Origin of the sequence: Phycicoccus sp. M110.8, assembly GCF_032464895.1 — a bacterium.
Lineage (GTDB): Bacteria > Actinomycetota > Actinomycetes > Actinomycetales > Dermatophilaceae > Pedococcus.
Map to the genome: position 1 here is coordinate 1,257,515 of NZ_JAWDIC010000001.1, position 14,295 is coordinate 1,271,809.

General features: G+C 74.1%; 13 protein-coding genes. 7 read left to right on the forward strand and 6 right to left on the reverse strand.

What is annotated here, in order from left to right; genetic code table 11:
- Positions 1-69 precede the first annotated feature (69 nt).
- The 3 genes from eda to pdxH all read right to left on the reverse strand — a co-directional run bounded on the left by eda (position 70) and on the right by pdxH (position 3,521).
- The gene (gene eda, locus RKE38_RS05915) at positions 70-723 is read right to left on the reverse strand and encodes a bifunctional 4-hydroxy-2-oxoglutarate aldolase/2-dehydro-3-deoxy-phosphogluconate aldolase (RefSeq protein WP_316006519.1); all 654 of its coding nucleotides are present in this window, start codon (positions 721-723) and stop codon (positions 70-72) included.
- Positions 720-2,600, reverse strand: a complete 1,881-nt coding sequence (gene edd / locus RKE38_RS05920; RefSeq protein ID WP_316006520.1) for a phosphogluconate dehydratase — start codon at positions 2,598-2,600, stop codon at positions 720-722. Before edd ends, eda begins: the two co-directional genes overlap by 4 nt.
- Before the next feature lie 240 nt (positions 2,601-2,840).
- Positions 2,841-3,521: a pyridoxamine 5'-phosphate oxidase gene (pdxH, locus tag RKE38_RS05925; RefSeq protein ID WP_316006521.1), complete on the reverse strand. Its 681-nt coding sequence runs from the start codon at positions 3,519-3,521 to the stop codon at positions 2,841-2,843.
- Between the two features lie 132 nt (positions 3,522-3,653).
- On the opposite strand from pdxH, the gene RKE38_RS05930 reads away from it, so the two are divergent.
- Genes RKE38_RS05930 through RKE38_RS05940 form a run of 3 tightly spaced genes read left to right on the forward strand, consistent with a single transcriptional unit; the run spans position 3,654 to position 6,615 of the window.
- Complete coding sequence (locus RKE38_RS05930) at positions 3,654-4,112, forward strand: hypothetical protein (RefSeq protein WP_316006522.1); 459 nt, start codon at positions 3,654-3,656, stop codon at positions 4,110-4,112.
- Positions 4,109-4,984 (forward strand): oxygenase MpaB family protein, encoded by an 876-nt coding sequence (locus RKE38_RS05935; RefSeq protein ID WP_316006523.1) that lies wholly within the window; start codon positions 4,109-4,111, stop codon positions 4,982-4,984. The genes RKE38_RS05930 and RKE38_RS05935 overlap by 4 nt, the downstream gene beginning before the upstream one ends.
- Before the next feature lie 47 nt (positions 4,985-5,031).
- Positions 5,032-6,615 (forward strand): NAD(P)/FAD-dependent oxidoreductase, encoded by a 1,584-nt coding sequence (locus RKE38_RS05940; RefSeq protein WP_316006524.1) that lies wholly within the window; start codon positions 5,032-5,034, stop codon positions 6,613-6,615.
- 98 nt (positions 6,616-6,713) lie between these two features.
- Here RKE38_RS05940 and RKE38_RS05945 read toward each other — a convergent pair whose 3' ends face one another.
- Both RKE38_RS05945 and RKE38_RS05950 read right to left on the reverse strand, forming a co-directional pair.
- Positions 6,714-7,157 (reverse strand): SRPBCC family protein, encoded by a 444-nt coding sequence (locus tag RKE38_RS05945; RefSeq protein WP_316006525.1) that lies wholly within the window; start codon positions 7,155-7,157, stop codon positions 6,714-6,716.
- A gap of 356 nt (positions 7,158-7,513) precedes the next feature.
- Positions 7,514-8,791, reverse strand: a complete 1,278-nt coding sequence (locus RKE38_RS05950; protein WP_316006526.1) for an MFS transporter — start codon at positions 8,789-8,791, stop codon at positions 7,514-7,516.
- A gap of 76 nt (positions 8,792-8,867) precedes the next feature.
- On the opposite strand from RKE38_RS05950, the gene RKE38_RS05955 reads away from it, so the two are divergent.
- Positions 8,868-9,635: an NYN domain-containing protein gene (locus RKE38_RS05955; protein WP_316006527.1), complete on the forward strand. Its 768-nt coding sequence runs from the start codon at positions 8,868-8,870 to the stop codon at positions 9,633-9,635.
- Here RKE38_RS05955 and RKE38_RS05960 read toward each other — a convergent pair.
- Positions 9,632-10,213: a pentapeptide repeat-containing protein gene (locus RKE38_RS05960; RefSeq protein WP_316006528.1), complete on the reverse strand. Its 582-nt coding sequence runs from the start codon at positions 10,211-10,213 to the stop codon at positions 9,632-9,634. The two genes, RKE38_RS05955 and RKE38_RS05960, sit on opposite strands and share 4 nt — an antisense overlap.
- 170 nt (positions 10,214-10,383) lie before the next feature.
- On the opposite strand from RKE38_RS05960, the gene RKE38_RS05965 reads away from it, so the two are divergent.
- The 3 genes from RKE38_RS05965 (at position 10,384) to RKE38_RS05975 (ending at position 14,255) form a co-directional block, all read left to right on the forward strand.
- Positions 10,384-11,481, forward strand: a complete 1,098-nt coding sequence (locus RKE38_RS05965) for a citrate synthase 2 (protein ID WP_316006529.1) — start codon at positions 10,384-10,386, stop codon at positions 11,479-11,481.
- Positions 11,482-11,647: 166 nt separating this feature from the next.
- Complete coding sequence (gene serC / locus RKE38_RS05970) at positions 11,648-12,778, forward strand: phosphoserine transaminase (protein WP_316006530.1); 1,131 nt, start codon at positions 11,648-11,650, stop codon at positions 12,776-12,778.
- Between the two features lie 169 nt (positions 12,779-12,947).
- Entirely contained in the window at positions 12,948-14,255 is a 1,308-nt protein-coding gene (locus RKE38_RS05975; RefSeq protein ID WP_316006531.1) for a lytic transglycosylase domain-containing protein, read from the forward strand.
- The last annotated feature ends 40 nt before the right edge of the window (positions 14,256-14,295 follow it).

Sequence of the window (14,295 nt, forward strand, 5' to 3'; positions counted from 1 at the left end):
TTTGGGTGCCCAGAGGGTCGGATATCCGACCCTCTGGGCACCCAAACGCCGGCGAGAGCGCGAGGGACCTCAGCGGGGCAGGGCGGCGGCCTCCCGCGCGAGCTGCTCGATGCGGGCCCAGTCGCCCTGCGCCACGGCGTCCTTGGGCGTCAGCCACGAGCCGCCGACGCAGCCGACGTTGGGCAGCGCCAGCCAGTCGGCTGCGGTCTGCGGCGTGATGCCGCCGGTGGGGCAGAACCGCAGCTGCGGGCAGGGACCGGCCACCGCGGACAGGTAGGGCCGCCCGCCACTGGCCTCGGCGGGGAAGAACTTCTGCACCTCCAGCCCGGCCTCGGCCAGCGTCAGCATCTCGGTGAGCGTGCCGGCACCGGCCAGCAGCGGCAGCCCCGAACCGAGCGCCGCCTCGACCAGCCGCGGCGGGGAGCCGGGGGTCACGAGGAACTGCGCGCCGGCGTCGACCACCTGCTGCACCTGGGTGGGCGTGACGACCGTGCCGGCACCGACGACGATGCCCTCCACCTCGGACGCCACGGCCTCGATGGCGCCGAGCCCGGCCTCGCTGCGCAGGGTGAGCTCGATGACGGGGATGCCGCCGCGGAGCAGGGCGCGCGCCAGCGGCACCGCCTGCTCGACCGAGTCGACGACGACCACCGGGATGACGGGCGCGAGTCCGAGGATGTCGGCCTCCCCCGAGATGACGGGCTTGGTCGTGACGGCGGTCATCGGGACTCCTCCTGCGGCAGGTGCGGGACAACGGGTTCGGGGACGGCGGCGAGGCTGCCGAAGACGTGCGCACCCTCGTCGGCGCGGCCGACGGCCGAGCGCATGACGCCGAACAGCTCGCGGCCGGTGCCGACGCCCTCCTCGGTCACCCGCGACGCGGGGAGCCGGGAGGCGAACTCGGACTCGTCCACGAGGACGTCGAGGCGCCCGGTGACCGCGTCGACCCGGACGACATCGCCGTCGCGCAGCTTGGCGATCGGGCCGGCGTGCACCGACTCCGGCGTCACGTGGATGGCGGCCGGGATCGAGCCCGACGCCCCGCTCATCCGGCCGTCGGTGACCAGCGCCACGGCATACCCGCGCTTCTGGAGCACCCCGAGCGAGGGGGTGAGGGCGTGCAGCTCGGGCATCCCGTTGGCCGAGGGGCCCTGCTCGCGCAGGACGACGACGACGTCGCGGTCGAGCTCGCGCCGCGAGAACGCCTGGAGGAAGCCGACCTGGTCGGTGAAGACGCGCGCCGGCGCCTCGACGACACGGTGCTCCTCGGCGAGGGCGGACGTCTTGATGACTGCCTGTCCGAGGGTGCCGCGCAGCAGGCGCAGGCCGCCGTCCGGCTCGAACGGGTCGTGGGCGGGGCGCAGGACGTCACGGTCGAGCGACTCCTCGGCCGCCTCGACGAACTCGAGCGAGCCGTCGGCGCCGACCACCGGGCGGCGGGTGTACCGGCGCAGCCCCGGGCCGTCGAGGGTGAGGACGTCCTCGTGGAGCAGACCGGCGTCGAGCAGCGTGCGCACGAGGAACGGCGTGCCACCGGCGGCGTGGAAGTGGTTCACGTCGGCGGTGCCGTTGGGGTAGATCCGCGCGACGAGCGGCACGGCGGTGGACAGGTCGTCGAAGTCCTCCCAGCGCAGGTCGATGCCGGCAGCCGCGGCCATGGCGACGAGGTGCATGGTGTGGTTGGTCGAGCCGCCGGTCGCGAGGAGGGCGACGACGCCGTTGACGACCGACTTCTCGTCGACGACCTGGCCGATGCCGTACCGGTCCTGGCCCGCCGCGATCTGCACGACCCGACGGGTGGTCGCGTCCGTGAGGGCCGCGCGCACCGGGTCGTCCGGGTGGACGAACGCCGCGCCCGGCAGGTGCAGGCCCATGACGTCCATGAGCATCTGGTTGGAGTTCGCCGTGCCGTAGAACGTGCAGGTGCCCGGCGAGTGGTAGGACGCGACCTCGCTGGCGAGCAGCTCGTCGCGGCCGGCCTCGCCGGCGGCGTAGGCCTTGCGGGTCTCGGCCTTCTCCGCGTTCGAGCGGCCGCTCGCCATCGGGCCGGCCGGGACGAGCGCGGTCGGCAGGTGCCCGAACGACAGCGCGCCCATCACCAGGCCCGGCACGATCTTGTCGCAGACGCCGAGCATCAGCGCCGCGTCGAACACGTCGTGCGACAGGGCCACGGCCGTCGACATCGCGATGACGTCGCGGCTGAAGAGGCTGAGCTCCATGCCCGCCCGCCCCTGCGTGACGCCGTCGCACATGGCCGGCACGCCGCCGGCGACCCGGGCCACGGCACCGAGCTCGCGCGCGGTCGCCTTGATCTCCTGCGGGTAGTGCTCGAACGGCGCGTGTGCCGACAGCATGTCGTTGTAGGACGTCACGATCCCGACGCCGACCCCCGTCTCGGCCGACAGGACGGCGCGGTCTGCCCCTCCACAGGCTGCGACGGCGTGGGCGAGGTTGGAGCAGCCGAGCTCGGTGCGCGCGGGGCGCAGGCTCAGCTCGGAGGCGGCGCGGGAGATGCGCTGCAGGTATGCCGTGCGGCTCGCGCGGCTGCGTTCGGTCACCCGGGCGGTGACGTCGGCGACGACGGGGTGGACGGCGGCCATGGGTCTCCTGGCGGTCGACGGTCGGGACGGACCGCGGACGACGACTCTGGCGCCTGCGTTGTGACGTGCGTCACCAGTGTGGGGACGCCGTCCCGTCACGGGCAGGGGCGTCCCGGCATACGGACGGGTAGGGCCGCAGGGTGGACAGCGCGTGCGTGGCAGCACACGGCGGTGCGGGCGGCACCCGAGGCGACGCGAGGGGCACCTGCGGCGATGCGAGTGGGGCCTGCGGTGGCAGGCTCAGGGCTGGCGGCGCCAGAGCCGCCACGCGCCGGCGTCGTCGAGGTCGCCCTCGGCGACCCGGGTGAAGACGAGCCGGTCGTGCAGCCGGTTGCGGCGGCCACCCCAGAACTCGACCTCGTCGCAGGCGACCCGGTAGCCGCCCCAGAAGTCGGGGACGGGCACGTCGTCGGGGTTCCCGCGGTCGGGCCACTGCGCGGCATACCGCTCGTAGGTCTCCTCGAGCTGCGCCCGGCCCTCGACCGGCCGCGACTGCTGCGAGGCCCAGGCGGAGATCCGCGAGGCCCACGGGCGCGAGCCGAAGTACCCGGCGACCTCGTCGCGGTCGAGCAGCTGGGCGCGGCCGCGGAAGCGGATCGCGCGGTACATCGCCGGCCAGGTCAGGGCTGCCGCGATCCCACCCGAGGCGGCGATCTCGATGCCCTTGGACGACTCGGTGTTGGTGACGAAGCCCGGCCCGCGCTCGTCGAAGAACCGCATGAGGACGGTCCGGACGTTCGGCAGGCCGTCGGCGTCGACGGTGGCGACGGAGATGGCGAGGGGCTCCGGGACGTCGGCCTGCGCGTCGGCCCGGGTGAGCGCGTCGTCGACCCAGCGGCGGGCCTGCTGCCACGGTGTCGGTGCGACCTCGTCCTCCGAGATGCCCGTCCCGACGTAGTCCACGCGCCGCACATCGTCCATGGCGGCAGCGTATTGCCCGGCCGCCACCGCCACCGGCGCACCCGTCGGCACCGGCTTACGCTTGGAGACAGGAGAGCGGGCGACCGGTGCCGGACGCCGCTCACGAGGACGCGAGGGCGTCGGGGAGGCAGCATGCCGGACAGGGGTCGGGCCGTCGGCCGGGTCGTGAAGTGGGGCGTCAAGTACGGCCCCCACGTCGTCGTCCTGGCCCAGCAGGCCAAGGAGCCGGCGATGAAGGCTGCCCAGACCGTCCTCGACCGCCAGCGGGCGAAGCGGCGGGCGCTCGAGCACGCCGCGACCCTGCGCGAGGGCACGGTGCTCAAGACCTTCGACCCCGCCGCCGACCACGGCGAGCCCGTCTGGGTGGTCTTCACCGGGGACGAGCCGGTCGCCGCGCACCCTGCCACGACGACGCCGCTGGCCCAGCTCGTCGCGCACAGCGACCTCTCGACGCGGGTCCGGCCGGCGGACCTCCCGACGCCCGTCGAGCGGGTCAAGGCCCTGCCGCGGTCCGTCCGCGGGCGGGGACCGGGCGCGGCCCGCCGGGCGCCGGGCGGGGCGGCCGGCCAGGACGCGGGGCGCCGCTCATGACGCTCCTCGAGCCGATCACCTCCGGGGCGCGGCGTGAGCTCGGCCGCGCGTTGCGCTCGCGCGTGGCGGGCGAGGACGCGCAGACCAAGGCCGCCCGCATCTGGCAGTCCGAGGGCGAGCGCTGGTTCGGCCCGGACGACCCGGTGTGGCGGGTGCACGCCGACGCGGCCATGTTCCCCGGCGGCATCCGGGCCCTGCTGCTGCAGTCCCTCCACCCGCTGGCGATGGCGGGCGTCGCGGCCCACTCCGGCTACAAGGGCGACCCGTGGGGCCGGCTCCAGCGCACCAGCGAGTTCCTGGCGACGACGACCTTCGGCACGGTCGAGCACGCCCAGGAGGCGATCACCCGGGTCCGCTCCATCCACGAGCGCGTGAAGGGCACCGCCCCCGACGGCCGGCCGTATGCCGCGAGCGACCCCCACCTGCTGCTGTGGGTGCACGTGACCGAGGCCGAGTCCTTCCTCACCTCCTTCCAGCGCTACGCCCGCGAGCCGTTGAGCGACGCCGAGGCCGACACCTACGTCGAGCAGGCCGCCGTCGTGGCCCGGCTGCTCGGGGTGCTCGACCCGCCCACCACCGTGGCGGGGCTGCGCGCCACGATCGAGGGGTTCCGCCCCGAGCTGGCCGGCACGCCCGCGGCCCGGGAGGCTGCGCGCTTCCTGCTCGTGAACCCGCCGCTGCCGCCGGCCGCCCGCCCCGGGTATGCCGCGCTGGCCGCCGGTGCCGTGGCGATGCTGCCGCGCTGGGCACGCCGACCGCTGCGGCTGCCCTGGCTGCCGGTGACCGAGCGCGTCGTCGGACGGCCGCTGGGCGGTGCGGCGACCGCCGTGGTGCGCTGGGCCATGCACGCCGAGGACCCGCGCCTGTCGTAGGGCCGGCTCGGCTGGTCCCCCCGGCCGGACGCTGGAAGGGTGGCGCCGTGGAGAGCGTCGACGCAGTCGTCATCGGAGCGGGACACCACGGCCTCGTCGCCGCGTCGGTGCTCGCCGACGCCGGGTGGGACGTCCTCGTGCTCGAGCGGCGCGACACCGTGGGGGGCGCGGTCGCCTCGGTCGAGCGCGACGGCTGGGTGATGGACGAGTTCAGCTCGTGCCACCCGCTCGCGGCGATCTCCCCCGTCATCCGGAACCTCGACCTGGAGGCGCACGGCCTGCGCTGGAGCCGGGTCGACCGGGTCGTGGCCCACGCCGGCACGCCCGACGACCCGCGGGGCGCACTGATCCACCGCGACCCGGCCGTCACCGCCCGCGGCGTGGCGGTCGACCACCCCGGTGACGAGCAGGCGTGGCACGACCTGGTCGGCTTCTGGCACGACATCCGGGACCCGCTCATCGACGCGCTGCTGACCCGGTGGCCGCCGGTGCGCGCCGGCGGGAGGCTCGTGCGGTCCGTGGGGGCCCGCGACGTCCTGCGGCTGGCGCGCGAGTTCCTGCTGCCGCTCAACCGGTTCGCGGTCGAGCGGTTCGAGGGCGAGCAGGCTCGCATGCTGCTCGCCGGCAACGCCGCCCACGCCGACATCCCCTCCGAGGCGCCCGGGAGCGGGCTCTTCGGCCTGATCATGGCGATGCTCGCGCAGGACGTGGGATTCCCGTCCCCCACCGGGGGCACCGGGCGGCTGGCGGAGGCCATGCGCAGCCGGGCCGAGTCGGCCGGTGCGCGGGTGGACACGGGGGTGACGGTCAGCCGCGTGGTGACGTCGGGGGGTCGGGCCGTCGGCGTCGAGACCGCGGACGGCCGTCGGGTCCGCGCACGGCGCGCCGTCATCGCGGACACCACCGCGCCGGCGCTGTACGGGAGCCTCCTGCCGACGGGCAGCGTCCCGGCCCGGCTGCTGGAGGACCTCGAGCACTTCGAGTGGGACCTGCCCACGGTCAAGGTCAACCTGCGCCTGTCGGCACCGCTGCCGTGGACGGCGGAGTCGGCCCGCGGCGCCGGGGTCGTGCACGTCGGGCATGATCGGCAGGGCCTCATGCACTGGGAGGCGGACCTCGCCGGGGGCACGGTGCCCGAGAAGCCGTTCGCCCTGCTCGGGCAGATGACGACGACAGACCAGACCCGGTCACCGGCGGGCACCGAGACGGTGTGGATGTACTCGCACCTGCCGCGTGGCGTCAGCGACGACACGAGCGGGGCCCTGCTCGCGGACCGCATGGACGAGATGCTCGACGCGTTCGCACCGGGGTGGCGCGAGCACCTCGTCGAGCGCTGGGTGCAGCTGCCGTCGGACCTGCAGGGCTCCGACCCGAACCTCGTGGGCGGCGCCGTGGCCGGTGGGACGAACCAGCTGTTCCAGCAGCTGGTGTTCCGGCCGGTTCCGGGCCTCGGCGGTCCCCGGACACCCGTGGACGGCCTCTACCTCGGCAGCGCGTCGGCCCACCCGGGCGGAGGCGTGCACGGCGCGTGCGGGTACCTCGCAGCGCGCGCAGCCCTCACCGACTCGGCCTGGTGGGGCAGGCCGCGGCACCGGCTCGAGCTCGCGGCGCTGCACTGGCTCTACCGCTGAGGGCGTCGCGACACCGCCCACAGTGCCGAAGTCCCAGACTTCGGGCCCAACTCCCGCCCATGGTGCCGGAGTCCCAGACCTCGGCGGCCAAGGAGTGGCTAGCGCTCGCCCGCGCGGCCCTCGGCGATGAGGCCGAGCCGGCGCAGCGCCTCGGTGTTCCGCCACGCGATGAACGGGTCGACGACGCTGTCGGGCAGCGTCGCGCCCGGGCCGCGGATGATGGTCTCGTCCATCGTGATGAGCGCCCCGTCGCCGTCGTCGTCGACGCGCATCACCACGAGCGCCTCGCCGAGCGGGCGGCCCTTGGCCTGAAGCGTGAGCTCGGTCGGCGCGTGCGACTCGACGACCTCCGTGTGGTCGTTGAGCAGCAGCGGCCAGGCGCCCACCGAGTGGTGGATCCGCGCGCCCGCCTGGGGCCAGGAGCCCTCGACGTCACGCAGCCGCGAGGCGCCCACCACCCAGCTCGGGTACATCCACGGGTCGGCCAGCACCTGCCACACCACACTGCCGGGCGCCTTGCACCGTCGGCTCACCGTCGCCACGTCCCACTCCTGCCCTCGACTGCTCGGTCCTCCTCGAGCATGCCCCAGTGGCGGCATCCCGTCGCCCCGAGCTGAACCCCGGGCGCGGTCCGCACCCCGCCTGGGAGGCTCTCGGCGCGTGCTACGTCACTGACCACCATCCGGATCAGTGACGTAGGACCGGCAACCCGCCCCCTTCCAGGGGCTACGTCACTGACCACAGTGCGGATCGATGACGCAGTAGCGGCGTCCCACACCTCGTACCGGCGCTACGTCACTGATCAGCGAACCCGATCAGAGACGTAGCACTACCGACCCCATCCCTGGCCGGCCCCACGTCACTGACCGGCGAACCCGATCAGAGACGTAGTACCGCGTCAGGGCGTCGGCCGGTGCGCGTCGTACCGGACGAACCCCGGCTGCAGCCGCGCCAGCACCCCCATCGCCAGCACGCACGCGATCCCGCCGAAGAGCGCCATCCGCCCCTCCCCGATCCGCGACGCCACGACGCCACCGGCCAGCTCCCCCAGCCGCGGCCCGCCCGCCACGACGACGATGAACACGCCCTGCAGCCGCCCGCGCAGGTGGTCCGGCGTCGCCGCCTGCAGGATCGTCGTGCGGAACACGGCGCTGACCGAGTCCGAGGCGCCGGCGACCGCCATGGCGACGAGCCCGGCATACAGGGCGTGCGAGCGGGACAGCGCACCACCGGCGGCGAGCATGGAGACACCGAACCCGGCGATCGCCGCACCCCACCCGACGATGGCGACGAGGATGGCCGCCCCCTGGCGGCGCACGTGCCCGAGCCGCCCGGAGAAGAACATCGCGAGGATCCCGCCGACGGCCGCCGCGGCCGACAGCGCGCCCACCGTCTTGGCCCCGCCCCCGAAGATCACCGCTCCGGCGGCAGGGAACAGCACCCGCGGCTGGGCGAGGAACATCGCGGCGATGTCCGCGATGAAGGTCATCCGCACGTTGGGCCGGGTCGCGAGGAAGGTGAACCCGTCGAGCACGGACCGCAGGCCCGGGCGCGTCGTCGGCGGCCCGTCCTCGCCGTGGTCCGGCGGCAGCGGCGGCAGCGTCGACAGGCCCCAGAGCGCGGCCGTCGTGATGACCGCGTCGACCGTGTACGCCGTCCGGAAGCCGCCCCAGTCGACGAGCACCCCGGCGAGCAGCGGCCCGACCGTGAGCGAGGCGTTCATCGCGAAGACCGACAGGGCGTTGGCGGCGGGGAGCAGGTCGCGGTCGAGGATGCGCGGGTAGATCGAGGTCCGCGCGGGCGACGTCACGGCGAACGCGCCGTTCCACACCGCGACCAGCGCGTAGAGCACGCCCACGTGCGTGTTGCCGAGCCAGGCCTGGACCGCGCAGGCCACGCTCGTGAGGAACGCGACGGACTGCGCCACGAGACCGACCCGGCGCCGGTCGAAGTGGTCGATGAGCGCACCGCCGTACAGCCCCATGACGACGAGCGGGACGAGCGCGCACAGCCCGACGACACCCACCGCGGCGGTCGAGCGGGTGAGGTCGTAGACCTGCAGCCCAACCGCGACGACTGCGAGCTGCGAGCCGACGTTCGAGAGCGTGAAGCCGGTGTAGAGCCGCCGGTATGCCGGGTTGGCCCGCAGCGGGGTCAGGTCCAGGAGCAACGGCACGGGATGGAGCGTATGCCGCCGCGCCGGTACCGCCGTTGCCGGGCGCCGACCGCACGAAGTCCGTACGGTGACCTGCGTGGACGCCAAGCCCCGCATCGCCCTGCTCATCGACGCCGACAACGCCTCGGCCAAGCGGATCGACCTGATCCTCAACGAGCTGTCGAACTTCGGCGAGACCAACATCCGCCGCGCGTACGGCAACTGGACCAAGCCCGAGCTCGCCGGGTGGACGGCCGTCCTCAGCGACAACGCGATCCGGCCCGTGCAGCAGTTCGACCAGACCAAGGGCAAGAACGCCAGCGACATGGCCCTGGTCATCGACGCCATGACGCTGCTGTACACCGACGCCCCCGACGCCTTCGCCATCGCCTCGTCCGACGCCGACTTCACCCCGCTCGTCATGCACCTGCGCGAGAAGGGCGCCGCGGTCTACGGGTTCGGCGACCGCAAGACGCCGATGCCGTTCCAGAACGCGTGCACCCGGTTCCTCGTGCTCGACCAGCTCCGCGACGCGCAGGAGGAGCCGTACACCGAGGAGGCGCCGACGACCCGGCTCCGGGCGACGACCCAGGAGCTCAAGCAGGACACCAAGCTCGTCGCCCTGCTCCGGCGCGCCGTGCAGAACGCCGCCGACGACGACGGCTGGGCGAGCGTCGGCGCGGTCGGCAACCTCATCGCCAACCAGTCGTCGTTCGACTCGCGCAACTACGGCTACGCCAAGCTCACCGCGCTCATCAAGGCGACCGAGCTGTTCGAGATGCGTGACGAGGGCAAGCCCACGCTCGCCGTCCGGGACAAGCGCGTCGGCGGCGGCTCCGGCGGCGGCTCGAGCCGGAACCGCTAGTCGGCCACCCGGATCCCCAGCTCCGCGGCGAGCGCGGGGGCCAGGTCGATCAGCTGCAGCCGCGACACGGTCGCGCCCCGCAGCCCGGCCAGCCCACGAGGACCGGCCAGGTCGGCCCCGGACAGGTCGACGTCCTTCATCCGCGCGCGCCCGAAGTCTGGCGACACCAGCCGCGACCCGGCGAAGTCCACCTTCTCCAGCGTCGCCTCGGCGAAGTCGGGCTCGAGGAGCTGGCAGTCCACGAAGGCGCAGTCGGCCAGCCTCGCACCCCTCAGGTTGAGGAACTCGATCTTGCAGCCCTCGAAACGCACCCGGCGCAGCTCCGCCCCGAACAGCTGCACGGCCCCCAGCCGCGCGCCCTGCACCACGCAGTCCAGCCACGTCGACTCGGCGAGGTCGACGCCCGCGCCGTGCACCGCATACAGGCCCGTGTCGCCGAACCGCGCCCGTGGTGCGGAGAGCTCGGTGAGGTCGCACCGCTGGAACGTGCACTCCAGGAACCGGGCGTTGCCCGCGGACGCGCCGGAGAGGTCGCCGGTCAGGACCTCCCCGTCGAGGTCGGCTTCGGGTCGCAGCATCCCGCCATGGTGGACCATCCCTCGGACAGGGTGCAGCGGACGTCGCCGCCCCTGCCGCTACGGTGCAGAATGAACCCGCCAGTAACGAGCAGGGCCGCCCGAACGAGTGGGCGGCCCCTCCAGCAACCGGCCAGCGCACCCGCTGGCCGTCTCGAGCCGAGAGGACGCCGATGTCCGACAGCGACTTCAAGCCCGGCCTCGAGGGCGTCATCGCCTTCGAGTCCGCGATCGCCGAACCCGACAAGGAAGGCGGGGCGCTGCGGTACCGCGGCGTCGACATCAAGGACCTCGTCGGACGGGTCAGCTTCGGCCAGGTCTGGGGGCTGCTCGTCGACAACGAGTTCGACCCGGGCCTGCCGCCGGCCGAGCCGTTCCCGCTGCCCGTGCACACCGGCGACATCCGGGTCGACGCGCAGTCGGCGTTGGCGCAGCTCGCGCCCGTGTGGGGCTTCAAGCCGCTGCTCGACGTCAGCGACGACGAGGCGCGCGAGCAGCTCGCCCGCGCCTCGGTCATGACGCTGTCGTTCATCGCCCAGTCCGCCCACGGCCAGGACACCCCGATGGTGCCGCAGAGCCGGGTCGACGAGGGCAAGACCATCGTCGAGCGGTTCATGATCCGCTGGCGCGGCGAGCCCGACCCCAAGCACGTCGAGGCGATCGACGCGTACTTCATCTCCGCCGCCGAGCACGGCATGAACGCCTCGACCTTCACCGCCCGCGTCATCGCCTCCACCGGCGCCGACGTCGCGGCCTGCCTCTCCGGTGCGATCGGCGCGCTGTCCGGGCCGCTGCACGGCGGCGCCCCCTCGCGCGCCCAGCACATGATCGAGGGCGTCGAGCGCACCGGTGACGCCACGGCGTACGTCCAGGGCGTCCTCGACCGCGGCGAGCGGCTCATGGGCTTCGGCCACCGCGTCTACCGGGCGTACGACCCGCGCGCTGCCGTCCTGCGCGACACCTGCCAGCGCCTCGGGGCGCCCCGCTACGAGGTCGCCCTCGAGCTCGAGAAGGCCGCCATCGCCGCCCTCGCCGAGCGCCACCCCGAGCGCAAGATGGAGACCAACGTCGACTACTGGGCCGCGGTCCTGCTCGACTTCGCCGAGGTCCCCGGCAACATGATGACCCCGCTGTTCGCCTCCGCCCGCACGGCGGGCTGGGCGGCGCACATCCTCGAGCAGAAGAAGACCGGGCGCCTGATCCGCCCGTCCTCGCGGTACGTCGGCGAGGGCCCGCGCGGCCTCGAGGACGTGGCCGGCTACAAGGGCTGAGCCGAGAGGGACGCGCCCCGGCTGCCGGGGCGCCCCACGAGCACGAGGTATGCCGCGTGGCCGGCTCGGCCACGCGGCATACCCCTGCCCCGGGCACCGATCTCCGGTGCGTCCGCGTGGTGGACCTCACGTCCCACGCCTCGGGACAGGGTGCGACACTGGCCGGGTGACAGACACCGCGGCAGCGCCCACGCAGACCATCCCCGCCGACCTGCTCCCCAAGGACGGCCGGTTCGGCTCCGGCCCCTCCAAGGTCCGTCCCGAGCAGGTGGAGTACCTCGCCGGTCTCGGCACCACCCTCCTCGGCACCTCCCACCGCCAGGCCCCCGTCCGCAACCTCGTCGGTGCGGTCCGCGAGGGCCTCGGTGAGCTCTTCTCGCTGCCCGAGGGCTACGAGATCATCCTCGGCAACGGCGGCTCGACCGCGTTCTGGGACATCGCCGCGTTCGGCCTCGTCCGCCAGCGCGCCCAGCACCTGTCGTTCGGCGAGTTCTCCAGCAAGTTCGCCTCCGTGACGCAGAAGGCGCCGTTCCTGGGCGACTCCACCGTCATCAAGGCCGACCCCGGCACGCTCGCCGCACCGCGGGCCGAGGAGGGCGTCGACGTCTACGCCTGGCCGCACAACGAGACCTCGACCGGCGTCATGGCCCCGGTCAAGCGGGTCGAGGGCGCCGACGAGGGCGCGCTCGTGCTCATCGACGCCACCTCCGGCGCCGGCGGCCTGCCCGTCGACGTGGCCGAGGCCGACGTCTACTACTTCGGTCCGCAGAAGTGCTTCGCCTCCGACGGCGGCCTGTGGCTCGCGGCCTTCTCCCCCGCCGCGCTGGCCCGCGTCGAGGAGATCGAGGCGACCGGCCGCTGGGTCCCCGACTTCTTCAGCCTGCCGACCGCCGTGTCCAACAGCCGCCTCAACCAGACGTACAACACCCCGGCGCTGTCCACGCTCGCGCTGCTGCGGTCGCAGGTCGACTGGCTCAACGAGCAGGGTGGCCTGGACTGGGCCGTCGCCCGCACGGCCGACTCCTCGGGCCGGCTGTACGAGTGGGCCGAGCGCACCTCGTACACGACCCCGTACGTCACCGACCCGGCAGCGCGCTCGCAGGTCGTGGCGACGATCGACTTCTCCGACGACGTCGACGCCGCCGCGGTCGCGAAGACCCTGCGCGCCAACGGCGTGGTCGACGTGGAGCCGTACCGCAAGCTGGGGCGCAACCAGCTGCGCGTCGCGACCTTCCCCGCGGTCGACCCCGAGGACGTCAGCGCCCTCATCGCCTGCATCGAGCACGTGGTGGGCTGACCAGCCACGACGCTCCCCCACACCTCCTCAGGACCCGTGCCCCGCGCCACCGTGCGCGGGGCACGCGTCTGTCCACCGGCGGGATCCCCCGAGCACGCGTAACCTCGGCGACTCGGGCTCGTTGAACCTCATGACACGGGGTGGGACGACGACGTCGAGGAGCCGAGACATGAGCCGCGCAGGGCATGGACCGCAGCGAACCTTCCAGCTGCCGTGGCGGGCGCTGGCCGGAGGGCTGCCCGCGGTGGCGCTCATCGGCAGCGGGATCGGGCTCACCCTGACCGGCGGCCACCCCCTCACCGAGATCGCGAGCGACTCCGGGCCGGTCGTCACCGTCCCGAAGGCCCCGGTCGAGCAGCCCGCGGCCCCGACCCTGCCGATCCTCCCCGCACCGCCGGAGCAGCAGGCCACGCCGCTGGGCGGTGAGGGAGGCGCCACCTCCCCGGCCGGAAGCCTGCCGCCGAGCCTCACGGTCAAGGGCATCCCGGCCGCCGCCCTCTCGGCATACCAGCGCGCAGCCCGCATCGTCGACGCCGCGGACGCGCAGTGCCGCATCGACTGGGCCCTCATCGGGGCCATCGGCAAGGTCGAGTCCGACCACGGGCGCTACGGCGGCAACGGCACCGACTCGACCGGCACCGTGCGCCCCGGCATCTACGGCATCCCGCTCAACGGGGCCAACGGCACCGCGGTCATCCACGACACCGACGGCGGCGTCTTCGACCGCGACACCACCTGGGACCGCGCGGTGGGCCCCATGCAGTTCATCCCCGGCACCTGGCGGGTCGTCGGCGTCGACGCGAACCAGGACGGGCGCAAGGACCCGCAGAACCTCGACGACGCCGCCACCGCGACCGCCGTCTACCTGTGCTCCGGCCCCGGCGACCTCAGCACCGCGTCGGGCGCCCGCAGCGCGGTCCTGCGCTACAACCACAGCGACGCCTACGCGAACGAGGTCCTCGCGATCGCCGACGCCTACCGCAACGGGTACACCGTCGTGCCGGACTCCGGCCTGGCGCCCGGGCAGGCGGACGCCGCGCCATACCTCCCGTCGGGCGACCCGCAGACCATGGCGCAGTACGACCCAGCCGCGGTGCGCGAGCCGGCGCCGACGCGGGCGTCCGGCGGCAAGCCGGCGAAGGGCTCCGCGGGCGGCTCGGGCTCGTCCGGCGGCACCGGCGGCACGAGCGCGGGCGGGGGCCCGGGGCCGACGCCCACCAGCACGAGCTCGGCGTCCGGCCCGGTCGGCCAGGTCGTGGGCGGGGTGACGGGTGTCGTCGGCGGCGTGGTCGGTGGCCTCACCGGCAGCACGCCCAGCTCGACCACGAGCTCCCCGAGCCCCTCGCCGTCCCCGTCGCCCACCTCGACGACCTCCCTGCCGCTGCAGGTCCTGCCGACCAACGGGAAGTGCCCGACCGGCTACGACCCGGTGCTCAGCACGCTCGGCATCACCGTCCTGTGCGTCCTGCACCAGTGACGCCGTCGGCGAGCACGTGCGCGGGCGCCACGACCTGACC

Excerpts from the sequence above, each read along its gene's own strand:
- eda (WP_316006519.1), bottom strand. The coding sequence starts at position 723 with ATGACCGCCGTCACGACCAAGCCCGTCATCTCGGGGGAGGCCGACATC.
- edd (WP_316006520.1), bottom strand. The coding sequence starts at position 2,600 with ATGGCCGCCGTCCACCCCGTCGTCGCCGACGTCACCGCCCGGGTGACC.
- pdxH (WP_316006521.1), bottom strand. The coding sequence starts at position 3,521 with ATGGACGATGTGCGGCGCGTGGACTACGTCGGGACGGGCATCTCGGAG.
- RKE38_RS05930 (WP_316006522.1), top strand. The coding sequence starts at position 3,654 with ATGCCGGACAGGGGTCGGGCCGTCGGCCGGGTCGTGAAGTGGGGCGTC.
- RKE38_RS05935 (WP_316006523.1), top strand. The coding sequence starts at position 4,109 with ATGACGCTCCTCGAGCCGATCACCTCCGGGGCGCGGCGTGAGCTCGGC.
- RKE38_RS05960 (WP_316006528.1), bottom strand. The coding sequence starts at position 10,213 with ATGCTGCGACCCGAAGCCGACCTCGACGGGGAGGTCCTGACCGGCGAC.
- RKE38_RS05965 (WP_316006529.1), top strand. The coding sequence starts at position 10,384 with ATGTCCGACAGCGACTTCAAGCCCGGCCTCGAGGGCGTCATCGCCTTC.
- RKE38_RS05975 (WP_316006531.1), top strand. The coding sequence starts at position 12,948 with ATGAGCCGCGCAGGGCATGGACCGCAGCGAACCTTCCAGCTGCCGTGG.